The organism is Celeribacter indicus (assembly GCF_000819565.1).
Lineage (GTDB): Bacteria > Pseudomonadota > Alphaproteobacteria > Rhodobacterales > Rhodobacteraceae > Celeribacter > Celeribacter indicus.
The window spans coordinates 2,034,098-2,055,094 of record NZ_CP004393.1; the positions used below are offsets into that span (position 1 = coordinate 2,034,098).

The following is a 20,997-nucleotide window of genomic DNA, read 5'->3' on the forward strand; positions in this document are numbered from 1 at the left end:
AAGACAGGATGCCCCGAAGGAAATGGATGATTGGCATGAACGACACCCCGGATCCCCACGCCTTTCACGCGGCCTCGGCCCAGGATGTGCTCGACCGCCTCGCGACGCGGGAGACCGGCCTGGGCGCGGAGGAAGCCGCCCGCCGCCTTGCCGAACACGGGCCGAACCGCCTGCCGGAACCACCGGCGCGCAGCCCGCTCCTGCGGTTCCTGTCGCATTTCCACAACGTGCTGATCTATGTGCTGATCGGCTCCGCCGCGGTCACGGCGGCCTTGCAGCACTGGGTGGACACGGGCGTGATCCTGGCTGTGGTGCTGGTCAACGCGGTGATCGGCTATGTCCAGGAAGGCCGCGCCGAACAGGCGATGGAGGCGATCCGGGGCATGCTCGCGCCGCGGTCCGCCGTGCTGCGCGACGGCGCGCGGATCAGCGTCGATGCCGCCGATCTCGTGCCGGGCGACGTCGTGCTGGTGGAGGCCGGCGACCGGGTGCCCGCGGACCTGCGGCTGATCGAGGCGCGGGGCCTGAAGGCGGAGGAGGCGATCCTGACGGGAGAATCCGTGCCGGTGGACAAGACCATCGCGCCGGTGAGCGGGGATGCGGTGCTCGGGGAGCGGGGCTCGATGCTGTTTTCGGGCACGCTGATCGCGGCGGGCGCGGGGCGCGGCGTGGTCGTTGCCACGGGCGCGGCGACGGAGATCGGCCATATCAGCGGGATGCTTTCGCGCGTGGAGACGCTCACGACGCCGCTCGTCGCCCAGATGGACCGTTTCGCCCGCTGGCTGACCGTCTTCATCCTGATCGTCGCGGCCTCCCTGCTGGCCTATGGCTATTTCGTCGACCATGTGGCCTTTGCCGATTTCTTCATGGCGGTGGTCGGGCTTTCGGTCGCCGCGATCCCCGAAGGGCTGCCGGCCGTGCTGACCATCACCCTTGCGGTGGGGGTGCAGGCCATGGCGCGGCGCAACGCGATCGTGCGCCGCCTGCCGGCGATCGAGACGCTGGGGTCGGTCTCGGTGATCTGCTCGGACAAGACCGGCACGCTGACCCGCAACGAGATGATGGCGGCGACGCTCGTGTCGGACGGGCATGTCTATTCCGTCGCCGGCGACGGCTATGCCCCCGAGGGCGCGGTGCGCTGGCGCGAGGACGAGGTGGCGCCGCAGGACCACGCCGTGCTGGCGGACTTCGCCCGCGTGGCCGCGCTGTGCAACGATGCGGCGCTGCACGGCGCGGCGGACGGCTGGGTGGTCGAGGGTGACCCGATGGAGGGCGCGCTGATGGCGCTGGCGGGCAAGCTGACCGGCGACGGCGCCGCACCCTTCCGCGACTGGACCCGCGTCGATGCGATCCCCTTCGATGCCGCGCATCGCTACATGGCGACGCTTCATCGCGACGGGGAGGGGAACGCCCGCATCGACGTCAAGGGCGCTCCCGAGGCGGTGCTGGCGCTCTGCGCCGGCCAGAGATCCGCGGAGGGCGGGACGGAACCGCTCGACCCGGCGCATTGGCAGGACAAGGTGGAGGACCTGGCAGGCGAGGGGCAGCGGGTGATCGCGGTCGCCACGCGCGCGGTGCCGCGGGGGCAGGCCGGGCTGGACGGCGCGGACCTGGAAGGACAGCTCACCCTGATCGGGCTCGTCGGGCTGATCGACCCGCCGCGTCCCGAGGCGGTGGCGGCGGTGGCGGAATGCCACGCGGCGGGAATTCGGGTGAAGATGATCACCGGAGACCATGCCGCCACCGCGCGGGCCATCGCGGCGATGATCGGCTTGCAGAACCACGACCGCGTCCTCACCGGCGCGGATCTCGAGGCGATGGACGATGCCGCCCTCGCGGATCTGGTGGTGGAGACGGATATCTTCGCGCGCACCTCGCCCGCGCACAAGCTGCGCCTCGTGGAGGACCTGGCAGGCGAGGGGCAGCGGGTGATCGCGGTCGCCACGCGCGCGGTGCCGCGGGGGCAGGCCGGGCTGGACGGCGCGGACCTGGAAGGACAGCTCACCCTGATCGGGCTCGTCGGGCTGATCGACCCGCCGCGTCCCGAGGCGGTGGCGGCGGTGGCGGAATGCCACGCGGCGGGAATTCGGGTGAAGATGATCACCGGAGACCATGCCGCCACCGCGCGGGCCATCGCGGCGATGATCGGCTTGCAGAACCACGACCGCGTCCTCACCGGCGCGGATCTCGAGGCGATGGACGATGCCGCCCTCGCGGATCTGGTGGTGGAGACGGATATCTTCGCGCGCACCTCGCCCGCGCACAAGCTGCGCCTCGTCGCGGCGTTGCAGGCGCGGGGGCTGACCGTGGCGATGACCGGGGACGGGGTGAACGACGCGCCGGCGCTCAAGCGGGCCGATGCCGGGATCGCCATGGGGCTGAAGGGCAGTTCGGCGGCCAAGGAGGCGGCCGAGCTCGTCCTCGCCGACGACAATTTCGCCTCCATCGTGGCGGCGGTGCGCGAGGGGCGCACCGTCTACGACAACATCAAGAAGGTCATAAGCTGGACCCTGCCGACCAATGCGGGCGAGGCGCTGACGATCATCGTGGCGCTGTTCGCCGGCATGGCGCTGCCGATCACGGCGGTGCAGATCCTCTGGGTCAACCTGATCACCGCCGTGACGCTGGGGCTGGCGCTCGCCTTCGAGCCGTCCGAGCCGGGGACCATGGCGCGCCCGCCGCGCCCGCGCAGCGAACCGCTCCTGACCGGGGGGCTGGTCTGGCACATCGTGCTGGTCTCGTCGCTGTTCCTGCTGGCGGTGTTCGGGATGTATTTCTACGCCATCGACCGGGACTATCCCGCCGCGCTGGCCCAGAGCATCGCGATGAACACGCTGGTGGTGCTCGAGATCTTCCACCTCTTCTTCATCCGCAACATCCATGGCGCATCGCTGACATGGGCGGCGGCGAAGGGCACGCGGATCGTCTGGGCCTGCGTCATCGCCGTCACCGCCGCGCAATTCGCGATCACCTACCTGCCGCCGCTCCAGGCGGTGTTCGGCACGCAGGCCGTGCCGCTCTTCGACGGGCTGATCATCGTGGCGGTCGGCGCGGTCTTCTTCGCGCTGATCGAGGCGGAGAAGCAGATGCGTCTGGCCTTCCGGTGGGCGAGCGCGACGCCGGCGGGATAGCGGAGCGGGCGGGGGCGGGGCACGTCCGTCCTGTCGCCGTTGGAGGCGTCCTCTGTCGCGTGTCAGGGGCATTTGTCCTGTCGTGTTGCAGGTTGCGCCGTCGTCCGGTTTGTCCGCCACGCGAGGGCAGACGCCTCGGACACACCTGCTTTACGCAGAGCGCCGCGTCGAGCCCTTATCGCCACCCGGCTTGCGTGGCTTCCCGCTCTGGGTTAGCTTCCTGAAAGGCTTGGCCCGCGCCTCCTCCCTCCGGTTGGGAAGTATCGTACATACGGGGTGACCGAGATCATCGAATCATCTGTTCGAGCGTCGCATAAGGAGGGGTTGCGTTCTTGGGCTCTGGATGGAGGTTCCGTGATGCGCCTGTCCGCACCGATCTATCAGTTGAAACGCCGCGCCAAGCTGTTGGCGCGAGAAGGGAAGATGCCACTGCATCAGGCACAGGATCGTGTCGCTGCCGAAGAAGGCTTCGCTGCATGGAGCTTGCTCGCTTCCCGCTTCGAGGCAGGTGCCAAGGGCGCACTCCTTCCGCAGCTTGCAGACGGCGACATGCTCCTCATCGGAGCACGTCCTGGGCATGGTAAAACCCGGCTTGGATTGCAGCTGCTGATTGACGCTGCCCGCGCAGGGCGTCGAAGCGTCTTCTTTACGCTGGAATACACCGAAGCGGAGGCGATGGAGCGTGTCAGAGCGCTGGCGGACCATGTGCCCGGAGCCATACCTGAAATCGTCACCTCAGACGAAATCAGTGCCGATTTCATCGTCCGGTATCTGTCGGGGTCGCCGCAGGGGACGGTGGCGGTCATAGACTATCTGCAAATTCTCGATCAGCAGAGAAAGAAGCCACCGCTGTCGGAACAGATGAGCGCCTTGCAGGCTTTCACACGCGATTCCGGCATCGTCCTGGGGTTCATCTCGCAAATCGACCGCTCTTATGAGCCAGAACGTGCATCCGTTCCGGGTTTCGCGGACCTTCGCCTTCCTAACCCGATCCCTTCAGGCATCTTCTCGAAAGCCTGCTTTTTGAATGCGGGCGAAATTCGCCTTCAGAACCTGATATGATCCTGTCTGCCAATGCGACCGGGCCCGCGCTGCGGACAAAACCCGTGACGGAAAGGCGCCTCTTCCTCGCGGATCCGAAACCGGCCCGTTCGGTGCGTGGATGGGCGAGGGTCGCAAGGCGCCCCCGAGATCCTAGGGGTCGTCCTGCCGGTCCTCGGCACCCTCGCGCAGCAAGGTGTTGAGGATCCCGACATAGCGATCCGCCAGGTCCCGGACGTCCCGGTGGGCGCTGTCGATGATCTGCCGGAACGCCTCCGTCGCGCCGATCGGGCGGTAGCCGTGTTTCGCCATATGGGCCTCGAGGGCGGCGATCCTCTCCGGGTCATTCTCCAGAAAGACCCGGAAGTCCCGTTCCGATTTCCGTGTGTTGCAGGCACGGCAGGCCGGGGCGAGGTTGCCGAGCCGGTGTTCGCCGAGCGCCTGCCTGTTGATCGGCACGATATGGTCCATGACCAGCTCACCCCCGGCGCCGCAATAGGCGCAGGACCGGCCGAAGGTCTCGAGCACCTCCTGCCACTGCGCGGCGCCGAAGCGCTCCTCTCCGAGCCGGCTCAGGATGTTGCGGACCAACTGGTTCTGGGCGTTGCTGATGGCATTGCCCCTGTAGCGCCCCCGCGCGTCGGCCGCGCTGCCGGGGGAGGACGGGATGGCCGCCGCCTCCGGCAGCTCAATGGTGATCCCGCGCCGGTCGAGATAGCTGCGCACGAGCGGCAGGCTGCGGCTCGTCGGCGGGTTGAACCACTGGCTCGTGACCCGGACCGCAACGCCGTGCACGACATGGACCTGCGTCCAGTACCGGACATGGTCCGCCTGTCCGATGGCCCCGATGCGCCGGCAGAAGGGATAGTTGATGTCGAAGGTCTCCTTCGAGAACTGCGGGTCCTGGAGCCGGACGAATTCCGCCGGATCCTGCGTCTCGCAATAGTGGAAGATGGCGGGAATGCTGCGCCGGACGAGTTGGCCGATCTTCATGGGATCTTCCTTGCCGGTCGCCGGGCGGGATGACCGCGCGGGCCATGAGCGTCGCAGGGCCTTTTCCTCACTCGAGCCTCTCCGCGATATGCGTCTCGATCAGCTCCGGCCCGTCGAACAGGCAGTCGATCCGGTAGGTGAGTTCCAGGTTCAGCGCCGTCCTGGCCGTGAAGGTCGAGACGACGCGCGCGCGGCCGGAGGCATGCGGGATATAGGCCAGGTCCAGGATGCGGGAGAAATCGACCGTGGAGGGATGGACCGCCGCCCGCCGCGCCGCCGCCTCGCAGGCCGCGACCGCCGCGCCTTTCGCAAGCGGGGCTTTCGCCGCGAAACCTTCCGCGCCGTCGGCATCGGAGGGACGGAACCAGATGTTGAACGCCTCCATACCGGAGCCGCATGTGACGAAGAAGACGGGATCCCCCGGTCCGCTCCGCGAGGGGGATTTCGCGACGGAGGCGGTGTCGATCTCGCGGCAGTTCCGGTTTTCGCGGGCGATCCGGTTCACCACGGTCACGACCTGCGGCTTGAAGGGCGCGGTGTCGGTGTCCCAGTGGAAATCCTCCTCGACATAGAGGCGGTCGTCATCCTCCGTGCGCCCGATCTGCCGGAGCGCCGCGGTCGGCACCCAGCCGCCGACGTCGCTCAGCCAGTCGGGCGTGACGATCCGCACCTCGGTCCACTCGTCCTGCCGGCAGAGGCGGCGGACCGTGGTCGAGCTGTCGATCCGGTGAAAATGATCCGTGCCGAGCGCGCGCGACGCCTTCTCGTTCCGGATCCGGGGCGCGTCGGCGCCGGGCGCGGCGCGCAACTCGTGCGATCCGGTGACCGCCACGACATCTCCGGGCGCGCCGCCGCCGCAGGGCGGAGGAGGGTCATCGGCCGTCTCCGCCGCCGCGGTGCGGGCGGGGCGTGGCTCCGGTCCGGCCCCGCCCGCGGCCTGCGGCGAGGAGACGGCGAGGCCCAGTGCGATGCCGGTGGCGAGGATGGCGAGGACGGACAGGCCGAAGGACCGGGCCGCCTTGCCGCGCGAGGAGAAGGGTCTGAGCGGGATCAGGACGCTGAGAAGGGAATATGCGGCCCAGAGCGTGACCGTGACCAGAAACAATCCGAGTGCCAATTGCATGGGGCGCAGATTTCCCTGATCCGAACGCATAAGAACTTTCCGCCGAAAAATGTCAGGCCGGCGTTGCCGTCAGGGGACAGAATGGCCCGGTTCGCGCCGGGCGGTCAAGCCTCGGTCGGGCTTGCGCGGCAGCTTCGCCGCGGGAGGGGGCGCGCGCGCCGATCTGGATCTGGTCCGTTTGGGGAAAATGAAATGTATACGTAGTTTTAATCCTTGATGAATTCCTATTTTAAGGCATAATTGAGAAAATATTGCGTTGAATATAATACGTTAACGTACTATAATTAAAAATACACAGATGTCGATTCGAGGCTCTGTGGCATGGAGGAACGGACGGCACGCGGTCTGGGAGGAGGCTGCGAGGGCCAGGGTTGCCGGCGGACCGGAGATGTCTTTGCTCCGGTACCGGGGCGACGTCACGGCGATGGTTTCAGAACAGGACAGGACGGCAGGCGGGATCCCGCAGGGACGGCGGCCGGAACGCGCGCGCATCCTTGGGCGATGTCTGCCCGGCGCGCTGGCCTGTCGCTGCCGGTGACGGCCCCGGCGCAGGATCCCGGTCTTCCGGTGCATTCAGTCAGGGAGGAGAAGATGATGTCCAGGTTTCTTGTGGTGCAGAAGGTCTGTGCGGCCGCGTGTCTGACACTGGCCCTGCCGGCCGCGATGACGTCCGGCGCCCGCGCGCAGGACGGCGGCGGGGTACGGATCCCGGAAGAGCTTGTCGAGGCGGCGACCGAGGAAGGCAGGCTCGTGTGGTATGAAAGCACGGTGCCCGCCGAGGCGGATGTCGTCATCGACGCATTCCGGGAGAAATATCCCGACATTGCGGTCGATTACGTCTCCATCGGCGGGTCGCAGCGGATGGCGCGCATCTCGCAGGAAAGCATGAGCGGCGGGCCGACCGCCGATGTCTCCTTCGATGCCGCCGCCGCCGTCATGACGCTGGCCGACCAGGGCTTCGTCGAGCCGGGAGGCTGGGAAGGCTTCGGCTTCGACGCGGCCTCGGGCGAGGTGCCGAACGATTTCATGATCCGCCTCGATTCCATCCCCTATGTGACGATCTACAACAGGGATCTGGTGCCGGAAGAGGATGTGCCGCAAAGCTACGACGATCTTCTGAAGGACGACTATGCGGGCAACTGGGCGACCTGGGCGCGGCCCAACGGCCTGATCAACCTGCTGCCCGCCTGGGGGCCGGAGAAGACCCGCGATTTCGTCACGGAACTGGCCGCGACCCGGCCGCGGCTCTATCGCGATCACCAGGCCGTCTCCTCGGCCGTGGCCGCCGGAGAGGTCGCCATGGGGCATTTCATCCCCTATCAGTCCGTGCGCCCGCTGGTGGAGAGGGGCGCGCCGGTCGAGGTCGCCTTTCTGACGCCGTCCCCCATCGTGTCGATCTATGGCTACGTGCCGAAATTCGCCGAACATCCGAATGCCGGAAAGCTCTTCCTCGTCTGGCTGGCGTCGCCGGAGGGGGCGGCCGTCTTCGAACAGGCGACGGGCCGCGGCAGCCCGTTCAAGCCGGCGACCATGCTCGGACAGCTCATGGAGGGGATGGAGACCTCTGCCTGGAACGTGGAGGACGAGCTGGCGCAGACAGGGGAGATCACTGCGCTGGAACAGGAATTTGCCCGGACCCTCGAGACGCAGTGACAGGACCGGGAAGGGCAGACAGTCGCGGGACATCCGCACCCGAGACAAGCGAGACAAGGGACCGGAAGGTTCCGGACAAGGGAGGATCCACAATGCACCAACTTCTGTTTCACCGTCGTGCCGCCTTGCGGGGCGTGGCGGCCCTGGCCGCCGCTCTGGCCGTCGCCCCGGCGGTCGCGCCGGTCGCGGCCCATGCCCAGGAGGCGGAGATCCGCTATGACGCCCTCGCGGAGGCGGCGAAGGAGGAAGGCACGTTCGTCTGGTACGACAGTATCGGCACCGAGCAGGCGGAACAGGTGATCGCCGCCTTCCGCGAGACCTATCCCGAGATCGAGCCGGAATTCGTGGAGGTGCCCGGCGCGCAGCGGCTGGGCCGGGTGTCGCAGGAAAGCATGGCGGGCGGCCCTACCGCCGATTTCCTGACGGATGCCGTCGGCGCCGCGGCGGCGCTGGCCGATCAGGGCATGTTGCGGGAGATCGACTGGAACGGCCTTGGCGACATGGCGGAGGGCCGGCGCATCCTGAATGCCAACATGCTGACCACCCATGCCGCGATCTATGTGCAGATCTACAACACCAACGCGGTGAGCGAGGAGGATCTGCCCACCAGCTATGAGGATCTGACCGACGAGGCATGGAAGGGACGCACCGGCACCTGGGCGCGGCCGAACGGGCTGTCGAGCATGTTGTCGATCTGGGACGCGGACAGGCTCAGGGCGTTCGCCGGAGAGCTTGCCGCCAACGATCCCATCCTCTACCGCTCGGGATGGGCGGCCGCCGACGCGATCGGCGCGGGGGAGCGCGATCTCGGCTATTTCCTGCCCCATAACACGGTCCTGCCGACGATCGAGCGGGGGGCGCCGCTCGGGATCTCGCTGATCGAGCCCGTCGCCGTCGTCTCGCTCTACGGCTTCTTTCCGAAGGAAGGCGACAATCCAAACGCGAGCCTGCTGTTCGCGCTCTGGCTGACCTCGCCGGAGGGCGCTGCGGTGCTCGAGGAGGCGACGGGCCGCGGCAATCCCTTCGTGGAGGGGACGCAGGCGGCGACGCTGATCGAGGGCAAGGAACTGGCGTCGATGAGCGCCGAGGAGGAAGTGTCCAAGGCGGCCGAGATTGCCGATATCGAAACCGAGCTCGGACGCATCCTTCAGGCGAAATAGGCGTCCCGGACGTCGCCTGTCGGACCGGGCCCCGCAGCGATTGCGGGGCCCGCTTCTTTCGTGTTCGCCGTCGTCTGCGTCAGCGCGGGTGGCCCGTCACAGGCCGGCATAGCCTGCGCGGGCGACCCAGTAGTCCCATGCGCGCGCGAGCGGCATCTCTCCGAGCAGCATGGCGGAGGTCTTCTCGATCTCGCCGGGGGTGAGGCAGGTGACCTTCCCCAGCGCCAGCGTCTGCTGCATCAGTTCGGCATTGTCGCGCAGGCCGGCGGAGATCATGATCACCGCCGGCAGGCTTTCTCCGACGCAGACCGCCCCGTGGCCGCGCATCAGCACCGCGCGATCCTGCCCGAGCGTGCGGGCGAGCGAATGTCCCATCTCCATGCTGTCGACCAGCATGTTGGTGTCGCCGAACTCGTCCTGGCTTTCCCAGATCTTCACCCCGTTGCCGATGACCGCGGCCATATGGAAGATCGGACGCATCGGGATGTCGAGCATGGTGAAGGGGATGACCGAGCGGGCGTGGTGATGGGTGACGGCATTCACCTCCGGGCGGTCCTTGTAGATCGCGCCATGGATATGCCGTTCGGAATAGGGCCTGCGCGGGTCGTCGCCGATGAGCTCGCCCTCGAGGGTGAATTCCATGATGTCGCCGCGGGTCACCACCTCGGGGCTGCGCGAGCGCGACAGGAAATAGCGGTCCGGCCGCAGCGGATGGCGCAGGCTGACATGGCCGAAATCGTCGATGATGTCTTCGCGCGCGAGGATGCGGTTGGCGATGACGAGCTGACTCACCGCCGCCTCGACGATCCGTGCATCCTGTGGTCCGGTCCTGTCTTCGGGCATGGTGATGGTCCTTTCTCCGGGAAGTTCGGAAGGAAGGCTAGCCAGACGGCAACCATGCCGCCAATATATAGTTGTCCCTCCTTTATAGCACCGAGGCTATACATGCGTTCGCTCCTCTCCCAGATCTCCCTGCACAAGCTCGAGGTCTTCTGCACCGTGGCCGCGCTCGGGAGCGTCTCGCGTGCGGCGGAGCGGCTCGGCATCGCGCAGCCGGTGGTCTCGGGCCATCTGAAGACCCTCGCCGCGAAATTCGGCGAGCCGCTGACCGAGCGGCAGGGGCGGCGGGTGGTGCTGACGGAGACGGGGCGGCGCGTCCATCTCTGGGCGGCGGAGATCGTCGGGCGCACCCGTGAGATCGAACGCGAGATGACCGAGCGCCGGCAGGGTGTCGGGCAGGCGCGGCTCGGCGCCTCGATGACGCTCGGCTCCTACGTGCTTCCGGGGCTGATCGCCGCCTTCCACGACACGCATCCGGGCTGCGAGACCTCGCTGCGCGTGGCCATGCCGCAATCCATCCTCGACGCGATCCACGGCGGGGAGTGCGATTTCGGCTTCACCATCCTGCCGCCCCAGCAGGAGCGCTGGGGGCTCGACATCGCCTTCGTGCGCGAGGAGGAATTGATCCTCGTCGCCTCGGACCGGATGTCGGATCCGGGGGCAAGCGTGGACCCGCACGCGCTGGGCGTGATCCCCTTCGTGGGGGCGCAGGCGGGCACGCCCCGGCGGGAGCTCGAGGACGCGCTGCTCGCCGCGCAGGGGGTGCAGAGGCGGCGGATCGTGATGGAATTCGGCCATGCCGAGGCGCTGAAACAGGCGGTGCGCGCGGGGGCGGGAGCGGCCTTCCTGTTCCGCAATTCGGTGCGCGACGAACTGGCGAGCGGGGCCTTGCGCGAGGTCGCGACCCCCGGCATGACCCTCCGCGCGCCGGTTTACCGCGTGCTGCGCCGGGGCAAGCGGCTCTCGCCGTTCCAGTCCGAACTGATGGAGCACCTGTCAGGCGCCATGGCCGGTGCGGCGGGCTGAGGGTGCGCGCACCGGGCCTCGCGGCGAACGAACGCGGGGGCCCGATGCCTCGGACCCCCTTGTCCCGCCCCGCGTCAGGATGCGGGGTCCGGGGTCTTCGGCCGGCGTGGCCGGCCCGCGGCAGCCGGCCTCAATGGCCGCGCAGCATTTCCGCGATTTCGTTCTCCAGGGCGCCGATCTCGTCGGCCCGCCCGCTTTCCTCTTCCGCGGTCAGGGTGGAGACCTCCATCCCCTCCATCGTCGCGCTCATCTCCGTGCCCGGCGAGAAGGGGCTGCCGCGGCCCGTGGCCCGTTCGACCGAGGCGGCTCCCTCAGGGGAGGCCAGCCAGCTCAGGAAGAGCTTGCCCGCGTTCGGATGTTCGGCGAATTCGGGCAGGTAGCCGTAGAGCGAGGCGACGGGGACCGGTTCGAGGAAGGCGACGGCGACCGGGGCCCCCTTCTCGATGGTCGGGAGGGCGGTGTGATAGGGCTCGAAATGCGCCATGGCGATCTCACCCGCGCCGACGGCCTCGGCGGCGGCCTGCGGATTACGGTAGAGCGTGGGCCGGGTTTCCGCGAGCGCCTCCACGTACTCCCGTGTCTGCTCCTCGCCCCAGGCGGGCAGGAGGTTTACGATCCCGTTGGGCCGGGCCCATGTGCCCCATTGGCCGGTATATTTCTCGTCGAGCAGGTCGTCGTAGGTCTTCGGCACATCCGCCTCGTCGACGAGGTTGGTGTTGTAGAGGGTGACGTAGACGGCCGCATTGGTGCGCAGCATGTATTCGTTCGGGGCATTCTCTGAGCCCGGCTCGACGCCGAGCTTTTCCCAGTCCACCGCCCGCACGAAGCCGCGGTCGGCCATCATCATGACGCTGCCCGCGACATCAGTCAGGACATCGGCGGTGGGTCCGCCGCCGAGGCTCTCCTGTGTCACGCGGGCGAGCCGCTGCGATCCGCCGACCGTCACGTAGTTGAATTCCAGATCCGGATAGTCCGCGAGGAAATCGTTCATCACTTCCTCGGCCTCTTCCAGCGGAATGCTTTCGTACCACACGATCGTGCCTTCCTCCTGCGCGGCTTGCGCGACCTCCTCGAGCGTCTGGGTCTCGAGATCCTGCGCGATCGCGCCCGCACCCGAGAGATGGACCGCCAGGGCGGCGGCCGAAAGTGTCAGATAGGGGGTTCCGTTCATCGTCTTCTCCTCCGTATTCGATGATCGTGATGGCGTCATTCGGCGGGCAGGGCGAGGCAGGCGTCGTGCGGCGCCTCCATGCTCACGCGGTCCCCGACCGAGAGCACCCGCTCGGGCGAGCCGTAGACGCGCAGTTCCTCGCCGCCGGCCTGCACCAGCACGTCGGTGAGATTGCCGAGAAACTGGCTTTCGGCGACATTGCCGAGAAGGATGTTGGACTGGCCGCTGATCCCCTCCTGCGGCACGCTGCCGTTCACCTGCGTGACCGAGATATTCTCCGGGCGGACCGAGAGCACCATCTGCGCCCCCTGGCGGCTGCCGCGCGGCATCACCGCGAGGAGCGTCTGGTCGCGCCATTCCACGGCGCCGATCTCGCCCGGCGCGGTGTCGGATTTCGCGGTGGTCGTCAGCAGGTTGCTGACCCCGATGAAGCCCGCCACGAAGCTCGATTGCGGCCGGTGGTAAAGCTCGCGCGGATCGTCGACCTGCACGATCTTTCCACGGTTCATCACCGCGAGCCGGTCGGAGAGCGCGAGCGCCTCCACCTGGTCGTGGGTGACGTAGATCGTGGTGATGCCGGCCTCGCGTTGCAGGCGGCGCAGTTCGAGCCGCATGGTCTCGCGCAGCAGCGCGTCGAGGTTGCTGAGCGGTTCGTCGAGCAGCAGCACGCGCGGCTCCATGACCAGCGCGCGCGCCATCGCGAGGCGCTGCTGCTGCCCGCCGCTCAGCCGCGTCGCCGGCCGGTGCTCGTATTCCGCGAGATGCACGGTCTCGAGCGCGCGGCGGACCTTCTTCCTGATCTCCTCGCTGCGCAGCTTCGGCCGCATCACCTTGAGCGGGAAGGCGACGTTGTCGTGCACGTCCATATGCGGCCAGACCGCGTAGGACTGGAACACCATCCCGATCCGCCGTGCGCGGGCGGGGACAAAGACGTTCCGGCGCGAGTTGAAGAAATCCGTGCCGGCCACGCCGATCCTGCCGGTGTCGGGCGTCTCGAGGCCGGCGACGCTGCGCAGCGTCGTGGTCTTGCCGCAGCCGGAGGGGCCGAGCAGCGTGAAGAATTCGCCCTCCTTCACGGTCAGGCTCACCTGTTCGAGCACGGTCGTCCTGCTTCCGTCTGGTTGGGGGAAGGATTTCTCGATTTGATCGACTTCAAGCATGTGCGTTACCTTTCTGGCTTATTTTTTCGGAATGCGGGCTCACCGGCCCTCGCTCGCGCCGAGCATGCGGCCGAGGACGACGCTGAGGCAGAGCACGACCATCATCACCACGGCGATGGAGGCCGCGGCGTCCGGCTGGCCGCTTTCCCAGTAGCTGTAGAGTACGGTGGAGAGCACGTCGTTGCGTCCCGATTGCAGCATGGCGGCCACGGAGAATTCCCGGAACGAATGGACGAAGATCCAGATGAAGAGGCCGACGAGCGTGCCGCGCACGAGCGGGACGAGGATGCGCCGGATGATCTGGAAGTTGCTCGCGCCGGACATCTCGCCCGCCTCCTCGAGCTCGCTGTGGAGCTGGATCACCGCGGCCTGCATCATCCGCGACCCGACCGGCAGGTAGATGATCAGCTGGCCGAGCGCGATGATCCAGATCGTGCCGTAGAGCGGCAGGAAGCGGAAGCTGAAGAAGATGAAGATGAGCGCCACGCCCATCATCAGGTGGGGGATCGCGATCGGCACCATGGACATGATGTCGAGCGCCCGGCTGAGGCGCGAGCGGGACCGGACGATGGTCCAGCCGAGCAGCAGCGAGAGGACCGACAGCCCCACGGCGCAGGTCGTGGCCACCACCACCGAATTCACGGTGCTGGTCCAGACCCGGTCGCGGGTGAAGGTGCCGATCATCGAGTTGAACGACAGTTGCGGGACGAGGTCGAGGCTGAAGCCGGAATAATAGGGGGCGAGGCTGACCCAGAGCAGCGCGAGGAACGGCAGCAGGGCGGCAAGCACGAAATAGAGCGAGACGCCGCCGATGGCGAGCCAGCGGAACCGGCCCAGCGAGAAGCGCGTCGCCTTGTAGCCCTTGCCGCTGATCGTCCGGAAGCGTTCGGTCTGTTTCGTGCTGCGGTAGTAGAGCCAGAGCGCCGCGACCAGCAGCACGAGCAGCGAGCTGTTGAGCGCCGCGGTCTTGCCGTAGTCCGGCAGGCCGGTGCTCGGGTGCATGAGGTTGTAGATCTCGGAACTCATCACCGCGACATTGCCCGGCATGCCGATGACCGCCGGGACGTCGAAGCTCAGCATGCAGACGATGAAGAGCAGGGTGACGAGCGACAGGATCGGCGGCGTCAGGAAGGGCAGGGAGACGCGGCGCAGGGTCTGCCAGAAGCTCGCGCCCGACATGAAGGCGGCTTCCTCGAAGCTCGGATCCATGTTGCGCATCGCGGGCGCGAGGATGAGGAAGGAGGTCGGCACCATGGCGAGCGACTGCACCCAGATCATGCCGCCGAGGCTGTACATCGGGATTTCCGGCATGAGCCCACCGGTGAGCAGGTCGAGGACCTTCGGGATCGCGCCGATGGCGGGGCTCATCAGCAGCACCCAGCCGATCGCGAGCAGGATGGGCGGGGTCGCCATGGGCATGACGATCACCGCCATGAAGAAGCCGCGCCCCGGCAGGTCGGTGCGCTCGATCAGCCAGGCCAGAGCGCCGGCGATGACGAGGGCGAGCGCGGTGCTGCATCCGGCGAAGACGAAGGTGTTGCCGATCAGCCGGTAGGTATAGGCGTCCGACCAGATGCTGCTGAAATGATCGAGCGTCCATCCGTCGCTCAGCGGAAGCCCGAGGGGCCGGAAGCTCGCGAGGATGACGCTGGCGAGCGGCAGGGCCGTGAGCAGCAGCAGGATCACGAAAAGCACGAGCGGGATCGGGCGTATCCTGCCCAGCGTGCCGAGCAGCCTTCCGGCGGGGTCGGAGCTGCGTGTCGTCATGTCGGGTTTGGTCAGGGTCTGTTCACTCTGCACGGGTTTCACCTTCCGATTCAGCCGCGCGACACCGTCGGGGCCGGATTGCTTGTCGTTGCTGCCGCGACGCCCGCAGGCTCTCTGGCTGTGTCGGTCGTCGCGGATATCGCCCTGCCGCCGGTCGGGGCGGCGCCGGGCATGGAATGTCGGGGGCGTGCCGGTCCGGGCCGGAGATCACCGGCCGGGCGGATCCGGTCGCGGTGCCGGGGTCGCCGCCACGCCTCTGCACGGGGGTCGGGACGGGGAGGGCCGCCTTGGCCGCCATATCGCGGGCCCGCGATACGGAAGACCGATTCGTGTGATCACCCCGGAGGTCTGAGATACGCGCGGGCGGCCGGAGCCGGCGCTGCGCAGGCGGCAGGTGCGTCGCGTCGTGCGCGACACCCCGTCGGCCGTTCGGAACCTGTTTCCATTGAGCTTCCTCCCATATTTTCGTTGTCGTCGCGGTTCCGCTGCGCGCTGTGGCGCATGACCCTCCCGTGTCGCATCCCCGATGCCGGCCCCGCAGAACACGGCTCCTCTCGCCGCGTTTCCTGTCAGACAGGATAGTGGCCCCATTATAGGACGTACACGTTTTAATTTAGACAAACTTTGTTTCGATATTGGAACGGCCCCGCCGGCGGCACCGCGCCGGTGCTGCCGGACGCGCCCTTGCGCCAGGCGACGATCGTTCCAATATCGAAACGTTTCCTTTCACCAGAGGGAAGTTTTCCGGCCTGAGCGGCCTGAGTAAGGTAAGCGGTGGCGGTCCCCGCCGGCGGCCGGTCCGGAGCGGGGAAAGCGTCCGCGACGGGAGGCGCGGACGGCAAGGGCGGGCCGGCATCGCGTCCTGGACCGGGTCGTCCGGGAGAGCCCTGCGCCGCCGGCCAAGGTCTCAGGACCGCAACGAATGTCAAAATCGGGAGGAAACACAGCATGAAACTCTGGCCTCGCGCCGTCGCCGGCCTGACCGGCGCGGTTATCGCACTCGGCTTCGGCGCCGCCGAAGCGAAATCCAACTGGACCTTCTTCGGCAACATGCCGCGCGGCAATGCCTATGGTCAGGCGATGGCCGCCGGATTCGAGCGGATCCGCGAGAAGACCGATGGCGAACTGAATATCCGCTACGTGTTCTTCGGGGAAACGCCCTACAAGCATACCGAGGCGCTGAACCTCATGAAGGACGGGCTCACGCAGATGGTGGAATGGAGCCCGGCGCTGACCTCGGCGACCTATCCGGCGATCGGCGCGAGCGAGCTGCCCTTCCTCATCCCCTCGATGTCGGATGCGCAGGAATCGCTGGAGAAGATGAACGCCGTCTGGGACAGCGAGGCCTACCGCACCGCGGTCGACGACATCGTTTCGGCCAATGGCGCGGTGGCGCTGGCGCGGCATTACTATCCGCCGATGAACCTCTGGGTGGCGGATGAGGATCTCGAGGACATGTTCTCGATCCGGGGGCAGAAGATCCGCACGATCAATGCGGAATACGGCATCCTGCTCGAGGAGGTCGGCGCATCGCCCGTCACCATGACCTCGCCCGAGGTCTACGAGGCGCTCCAGCGCAACGTGATGTCGGGCGTGCTGACCGGCTCGCCCAACATCATCCAGTCGAAATGGAACGAAGTCCTCAACTCCGTCTATGTCGCCAACATGTCGCTTCCGGCGTCCTTCCTGCTCATTCGCGAGGACATGCTCGACTCGCTGCCGGAGGATCAGCGCACCATCCTCGAGGAGGAGATGGAGGTGCTGGGCGAGGATCTGCGGCGGGTGATGTGGGAAACCGACACCTCCACCCTCGCGCGGCTGGAGGAAGAGGATTTCACCGTGGTCGAGGCCACGGATGAAGACTACGCCAGGTTGCGCGAGATCGCTCAGACGAAGATCTGGCCGGCATGGGTCCGGAGCGCGGGGGACGAGGGGCAGGCGCTGCTCGACGCGGCCCTCGGGGCGCTCGGCGAGTGATGGTCTCCGGCATGTCTGTGCGACCGATGAGCCGTCTCATCACCCAGCTCTCCAGGCTGTCGGAAGGCGTCTCCGCCGTCTGCTGCGTGCTCATTCTGCTGGCGACGGCCTCGGGGTTCATCCTGAGGCCGTTCAATCTCCAGTTCCTCGGCGTCGACGATGCCGGCGGCTTCCTGATGGCCTGGCTGCTCTTCTTCGGGCTGGCGCAGGTGTCGAACAACCAGCTCCATATCCGGGCGACCTTTCTCACCGACCTGTTTCCGGTGCGGTGGCGGACGCTCTGCTATGCGGCGAGCCACGTCCTCTTCGCCCTGTTCCTCGCCGTCCTGACCTGGCTGGCGGCGGGGCTGTTCCTGGCCTCTGCGGCGGAAAACAGCCGGAGCGCGGACATGCTCCGCATCCCGCTCGTCTATCCGCAGGCCGGCATGGTGGCGGGGCTGGTGCTGGCGACGGTGGCCGAGCTTCTCATGGCGGCGCGGAGTCTCGGCGCGGTGCGGCGCGGCGACAGTTTCGATGTCTGGGAAAGGTGACCATGTCGAATTTTCTCCTTCTTTCGTGCAGCGTGCTGTTCCCGCTGCTGCTCGGCTTCCCGATCGCGCTCGTGCTCGGCGGTGTCGGGCTGGCGTGGATCGTCGCGCTCGATCCGAACCTGCTGCGCGGTGCGGCGCGGGCGGTGTGGAACATCGCCGGGAGCTACACGCTCATCAGCATTCCGCTGTTCCTGCTCATGGGCGAGATCTTCCAGCGTTCGGGCAGCGCCGAACGGTTCTACAACGCGCTCGCGGTCATGCTGCGCCGCGTGCCGGGCGGGCTCCTGCACGCCAATATCACCGCCAGCGCGCTCTTCGCGGCGATCAGCGGCTCGAGCGTCGCCACCGCGGCCTGTATCGGACGCGCCGCGCTGCCGAACCTGCGCGCGCTGGGCTATGCCGAACGCCCGCTGCTCGGAACGCTGGCGGCCGGCGGATCGCTCGGGATCCTGATCCCGCCGTCGATCGCGCTGGTGATCTATGCCGCGCTGGTCGATGAATCGCTCGGGCGGCTCATGGTCGCCGCCATCGTGCCGGGCTTCCTGCTGACGCTGCTGATGATGGTCTATATCCTCGTCTCCGCGCTCATCACCCCGCCTGCGCGCGGCGAGGGCGCGGAGATCCGGCGGGAACGCGTCGGGGCGGCGGTCAACATCCTGCCGATCATGGGGATCATCGCGATCATCTTCTGCGGGCTCTATTTCGGCTGGGCGACGCCGGTGGAACTTGCCGCCCTGGGCGTGCTGCTGACCGCGATCTTCCCCGTGATCAACCGAAAGCGGCTCTGGCCGCTCTACCGCGACGCCGTGATCTCGGCGGTGCGGGCGAGCGCGATGCTGCTGTTCATCGTCGTCTGCGCGCAGATCTTCTCTTTCGCCGTGTTCAGCTGGGGGTTCACCTACGAGATCGTCGGATGGGTGGAGGGTCTCGAGCTTCCGGGCCTCACCATCCTGCTCACCATTCTGGTGATCTATTTCATCCTCGGCGCCTTCATGGACGAATTGTCGACCATGGTGATGACGCTGCCGCTCGTCTACCCGATCGTCACCAATCTGGGATACAGCGGGATCTGGTTCGGCGTGGTGCTGATCATCATGTTGCAGGTCGGTCTCAACTCGCCGCCCGTGGGGATGAACCTCTTCGTCATCCAGGGCATCGACCCGCGCAACACGAAGCTGTCGGACGCTGCGGTGGGCGTGCTGCCCTACATCGTGATCATGCTGCTTTTCGTCGGCCTGCTGATCGCCTTTCCCGGCATCGCCCTGTGGCTGCCGGCGCGGATGATGTGACGGGCGCGGCGCTGGGCCGAGCCTGTCCGGGAACAGAGGGAGGGAAGACATGGACAATCCTGTCACGACCGCCGCCGCCGACGCGGCGCGCCAACAGCAGAGGCGGGGGCTCACGCTCGGCCTCGGCACGATCGTCACCGACGGCTACGGCGGAAAGAACCCGGAGGGGTTTCCGGCCCTGCTCCGGGCCGCCGCCGCGGCGGGGATCACGGATGTCGACACGGCCGCGGTCTATGGCCATGGCGAAAGCGAACGGCTTCTCGGGCGCTGGATGCGGGAGCTCGGCCTGTCCTTCTCGATCTGCACGAAGGTCGGAATGGTGCAGGAGGAGGGCGCGGGGGCGCGGGTCGTCCGCAGCGCCACGCCCGAGTCGCTCCTGCGCCAGGCCGAGGCCAGCCTCGAGCGGCTTCAGGTCGACCGGGTCGACCGCCTGTTGCTGCACCACCCGGACCCGCAGGTGCCGGTCCGCGCCTCGATCGAGGGGCTGATCGCCTGCCGCGAGGCGGGGCTGGCCGCGAAGATCGGGTTTTCCAATCTCGACGACGGTATCGCGGCGGAGCTGGTCAAGGCGGGGATGGTCGATGTGATCCAGTATCCCTGGTCGCTTCTGGACAGCCGGCGCGACGCCATCCTGCGGCTTGCGGGGGAACAGGGCGTCGAACGGATGGTGTTCGGCACGCTCGCCTTCGGGATCCTCGCGGGCTCCGTGCGCCGGGACACGGTCTTCGAGGCGGACGACTGGCGCGGGATCGCGCGCAGCGGGCGCGACCCCGGCACGACGGGCGCCGCGCTGTTTCTCGGTGACACCTTCGGGAGGGCGGTGGACCATGCGGCGCGGTTCGCGGCCTTGCAGGGCTGCGCCGTCGCGGATCTCGCCGCGCTCACCGTGGCCGCCTCGCTCGAGGTGGCGCCGGCCGAACGGGTGATGGTCGGTTGCCGCAGCGCGGAGGAATTGGCCGGGCTGGCGGAAGGCAGGGCGCTGACGCCCGATCCCGCGGCGCTGGCCTTCGCCCGCGAGATGGCGGTGGCCTGAGGCGGGGTGCCGGGCATCGTTCCGCGGGTGGAACGCTGTCGCGCCCTTTGGATCTCTGTCGGGAGAGATGGCGCCCGCCTAGACTGCTGCGCGCCGGCCGGCCCGGCGCCTCCGGCCCTGCGGGCAGGAACGCCGGATGAACAAGCCGGATGAACAACAGGAAAGACTGAGAAAGGAGGGTGGCGCATGGCACCGCTTGAGGGAAAAGTCGCGCTGATCACGGGGGCGGGCGGGATGAAGGGCGTCGGGCGGGCCATCGCGCTCGAACTGAGCCGGCAGGGCGCCGCGGTCGCGCTGACCGATGTGGCCCGCGACCATACCGTCGCGCCGCCGCTCGAGATGGCGGCCGGGTGGAAAGGCATCGAGAGCGTCGCCGCGGAAATCCGTCGGGAAGGCGGGCGTGCCGCCTGTTTCCAGTGCGACCTGACGGAGCGCGAGCAGATCGAGGTGCTGGTCGGATCCGTCGCCAACGAATTCGGCAGGATCGACATCCTCGTGAACAACGCCCGCGCGATCATCGGCCGGGACCAGGTCTCGGTGGCCGATCTCGACGCCGAGGTCTGGGAAAGGTTCCTGAAGATCAACACGACCGCCCCCTTCCTGCTGACGAAATATGCCGCCCGGATCATGATCGAGAAGGGCGAGGGCGGGCGGATCATCAACATCGGCTCCGACCTGTCCAAGCAGGCGCGGCGGTTCGCCGTGGCCTATGCCGCCTCGAAATTCGGGCTGATCGGGCTGACCCAGGGGGCCGCGCTGGATCTCGCCGAACACCGGATCACGGTGAACGCGGTCTGTCCCGGTTCGGTGAACACGGACCGGCTGAGCTATGCCGAGCAGGCGCGAGCGGAGGCCGAAGGCGTCCCGCTGGAGATGATCCGCTCGCGTGCGGTCGAGGCGGCGGCGGCGCAGGTTCCGATGGGACGGATCGCGGAATCCGAGGATATCGCGGGGCTCGTGGGATTCCTTGCCGGTCCGCAGGCGGGGTTCATCACCGGGCAGGCCTATAACGTCAACGGCGGCCAGCTTTTCCACTGAGCGGGGCCGGGATCGCGGCACCGGGGCGCGCGCGAGACGGGGGAAGGCGGCGTCGGACGTTCCAG

The 20,997-nt window shown here is 67.6% G+C and carries 16 protein-coding genes; 10 read left to right on the forward strand and 6 right to left on the reverse strand.

What is annotated here, in order from left to right:
• Positions 1-35 precede the first annotated feature (35 nt).
• Positions 36-3,131 carry an HAD-IC family P-type ATPase gene (locus P73_RS25960; protein ID WP_158401931.1) on the forward strand — a complete coding sequence of 1,032 codons (3,096 nt, stop codon included), beginning with the start codon at positions 36-38 and terminating at the stop codon, positions 3,129-3,131.
• Positions 3,132-3,488: 357 nt separating this feature from the next.
• The gene (locus P73_RS10300) at positions 3,489-4,193 is read left to right on the forward strand and encodes a DNA helicase (protein WP_043869496.1); all 705 of its coding nucleotides are present in this window, start codon (positions 3,489-3,491) and stop codon (positions 4,191-4,193) included.
• Positions 4,194-4,325: 132 nt separating this feature from the next.
• Here the strand turns inward: P73_RS10300 and P73_RS10305 are convergent, their stop codons facing one another.
• Together P73_RS10305 and P73_RS10310 are read right to left on the reverse strand one after the other, a co-directional pair.
• Positions 4,326-5,165, reverse strand: coding sequence for an HNH endonuclease (locus P73_RS10305; RefSeq protein ID WP_043869497.1), 840 nt, complete (start codon positions 5,163-5,165; stop codon positions 4,326-4,328).
• Between the two features lie 67 nt (positions 5,166-5,232).
• Positions 5,233-6,288: a hypothetical protein gene (locus P73_RS10310; protein ID WP_139267157.1), complete on the reverse strand. Its 1,056-nt coding sequence runs from the start codon at positions 6,286-6,288 to the stop codon at positions 5,233-5,235.
• A 594-nt stretch (positions 6,289-6,882) separates the two neighbouring features.
• Between P73_RS10310 and P73_RS10315 the strand changes: the two genes are divergently transcribed.
• Together P73_RS10315 and P73_RS10320 are read left to right on the forward strand one after the other, a co-directional pair.
• Positions 6,883-7,941, forward strand: a complete 1,059-nt coding sequence (locus tag P73_RS10315) for an ABC transporter substrate-binding protein (protein ID WP_158401932.1) — start codon at positions 6,883-6,885, stop codon at positions 7,939-7,941.
• Between the two features lie 92 nt (positions 7,942-8,033).
• Positions 8,034-9,101: an ABC transporter substrate-binding protein gene (locus tag P73_RS10320; RefSeq protein WP_043869500.1), complete on the forward strand. Its 1,068-nt coding sequence runs from the start codon at positions 8,034-8,036 to the stop codon at positions 9,099-9,101.
• Between the two features lie 96 nt (positions 9,102-9,197).
• Here P73_RS10320 and P73_RS10325 read toward each other — a convergent pair whose 3' ends face one another.
• A complete protein-coding gene (locus P73_RS10325; RefSeq protein WP_052453156.1) occupies positions 9,198-9,944 on the reverse strand; it encodes a class II aldolase/adducin family protein in 747 nt (248 codons plus the stop codon).
• Between the two features lie 102 nt (positions 9,945-10,046).
• Here P73_RS10325 and P73_RS10330 point away from each other — a divergent pair, with 102 nt between their 5' ends.
• Entirely contained in the window at positions 10,047-10,967 is a 921-nt protein-coding gene (locus P73_RS10330; RefSeq protein ID WP_043869501.1) for a LysR family transcriptional regulator, read from the forward strand.
• 130 nt (positions 10,968-11,097) lie between these two features.
• Here P73_RS10330 and P73_RS10335 read toward each other — a convergent pair whose 3' ends face one another.
• Genes P73_RS10335 through P73_RS10345 form a run of 3 tightly spaced genes read right to left on the reverse strand, consistent with a single transcriptional unit; the run spans position 11,098 to position 15,098 of the window.
• Positions 11,098-12,138 carry an ABC transporter substrate-binding protein gene (locus P73_RS10335; RefSeq protein ID WP_043869502.1) on the reverse strand — a complete coding sequence of 347 codons (1,041 nt, stop codon included), beginning with the start codon at positions 12,136-12,138 and terminating at the stop codon, positions 11,098-11,100.
• A gap of 35 nt (positions 12,139-12,173) precedes the next feature.
• Positions 12,174-13,298 (reverse strand): ABC transporter ATP-binding protein, encoded by a 1,125-nt coding sequence (locus tag P73_RS10340; protein WP_052453157.1) that lies wholly within the window; start codon positions 13,296-13,298, stop codon positions 12,174-12,176.
• Between the two features lie 39 nt (positions 13,299-13,337).
• The gene (locus P73_RS10345; RefSeq protein WP_139267159.1) at positions 13,338-15,098 is read right to left on the reverse strand and encodes an ABC transporter permease; all 1,761 of its coding nucleotides are present in this window, start codon (positions 15,096-15,098) and stop codon (positions 13,338-13,340) included.
• A gap of 915 nt (positions 15,099-16,013) precedes the next feature.
• Here P73_RS10345 and P73_RS10350 point away from each other — a divergent pair.
• The 5 genes from P73_RS10350 (at position 16,014) to P73_RS10370 (ending at position 20,932) form a co-directional block, all read left to right on the forward strand.
• Positions 16,014-17,042 carry a TRAP transporter substrate-binding protein gene (locus P73_RS10350; protein ID WP_043869504.1) on the forward strand — a complete coding sequence of 343 codons (1,029 nt, stop codon included), beginning with the start codon at positions 16,014-16,016 and terminating at the stop codon, positions 17,040-17,042.
• A 26-nt stretch (positions 17,043-17,068) separates the two neighbouring features.
• On the forward strand, positions 17,069-17,572 hold the full coding sequence (locus P73_RS10355) for a TRAP transporter small permease (protein WP_043869505.1): 504 nt from the start codon (positions 17,069-17,071) through the stop codon (positions 17,570-17,572).
• Between the two features lie 2 nt (positions 17,573-17,574).
• Positions 17,575-18,861 (forward strand): TRAP transporter large permease, encoded by a 1,287-nt coding sequence (locus P73_RS10360; protein ID WP_043869506.1) that lies wholly within the window; start codon positions 17,575-17,577, stop codon positions 18,859-18,861.
• A gap of 49 nt (positions 18,862-18,910) precedes the next feature.
• The gene (locus tag P73_RS10365; protein ID WP_043869507.1) at positions 18,911-19,894 is read left to right on the forward strand and encodes an aldo/keto reductase; all 984 of its coding nucleotides are present in this window, start codon (positions 18,911-18,913) and stop codon (positions 19,892-19,894) included.
• Positions 19,895-20,080: 186 nt separating this feature from the next.
• Positions 20,081-20,932 carry an SDR family NAD(P)-dependent oxidoreductase gene (locus P73_RS10370; RefSeq protein ID WP_043869508.1) on the forward strand — a complete coding sequence of 284 codons (852 nt, stop codon included), beginning with the start codon at positions 20,081-20,083 and terminating at the stop codon, positions 20,930-20,932.
• The last annotated feature ends 65 nt before the right edge of the window (positions 20,933-20,997 follow it).

What these genes read in the sequence shown, in the direction of transcription:
- P73_RS10325 (WP_052453156.1), bottom strand. Translation starts at nt 9,944, where the DNA reads ATGCCCGAAGACAGGACCGGACCACAGGATGCACGGATCGTCGAGGCG.
- P73_RS10370 (WP_043869508.1), top strand. Translation starts at nt 20,081, where the DNA reads ATGGCACCGCTTGAGGGAAAAGTCGCGCTGATCACGGGGGCGGGCGGG.
- P73_RS10310 (WP_139267157.1), bottom strand. Translation starts at nt 6,288, where the DNA reads ATGCAATTGGCACTCGGATTGTTTCTGGTCACGGTCACGCTCTGGGCC.
- P73_RS10330 (WP_043869501.1), top strand. Translation starts at nt 10,047, where the DNA reads ATGCGTTCGCTCCTCTCCCAGATCTCCCTGCACAAGCTCGAGGTCTTC.
- P73_RS10360 (WP_043869506.1), top strand. Translation starts at nt 17,575, where the DNA reads ATGTCGAATTTTCTCCTTCTTTCGTGCAGCGTGCTGTTCCCGCTGCTG.
- P73_RS10315 (WP_158401932.1), top strand. Translation starts at nt 6,883, where the DNA reads ATGTCCAGGTTTCTTGTGGTGCAGAAGGTCTGTGCGGCCGCGTGTCTG.
- P73_RS10335 (WP_043869502.1), bottom strand. Translation starts at nt 12,138, where the DNA reads ATGAACGGAACCCCCTATCTGACACTTTCGGCCGCCGCCCTGGCGGTC.
- P73_RS25960 (WP_158401931.1), top strand. Translation starts at nt 36, where the DNA reads ATGAACGACACCCCGGATCCCCACGCCTTTCACGCGGCCTCGGCCCAG.
- P73_RS10320 (WP_043869500.1), top strand. Translation starts at nt 8,034, where the DNA reads ATGCACCAACTTCTGTTTCACCGTCGTGCCGCCTTGCGGGGCGTGGCG.
- P73_RS10350 (WP_043869504.1), top strand. Translation starts at nt 16,014, where the DNA reads ATGAAACTCTGGCCTCGCGCCGTCGCCGGCCTGACCGGCGCGGTTATC.
- P73_RS10300 (WP_043869496.1), top strand. Translation starts at nt 3,489, where the DNA reads ATGCGCCTGTCCGCACCGATCTATCAGTTGAAACGCCGCGCCAAGCTG.
- P73_RS10305 (WP_043869497.1), bottom strand. Translation starts at nt 5,165, where the DNA reads ATGAAGATCGGCCAACTCGTCCGGCGCAGCATTCCCGCCATCTTCCAC.
- P73_RS10355 (WP_043869505.1), top strand. Translation starts at nt 17,069, where the DNA reads ATGAGCCGTCTCATCACCCAGCTCTCCAGGCTGTCGGAAGGCGTCTCC.
- P73_RS10365 (WP_043869507.1), top strand. Translation starts at nt 18,911, where the DNA reads ATGGACAATCCTGTCACGACCGCCGCCGCCGACGCGGCGCGCCAACAG.
- P73_RS10340 (WP_052453157.1), bottom strand. Translation starts at nt 13,298, where the DNA reads ATGCTTGAAGTCGATCAAATCGAGAAATCCTTCCCCCAACCAGACGGA.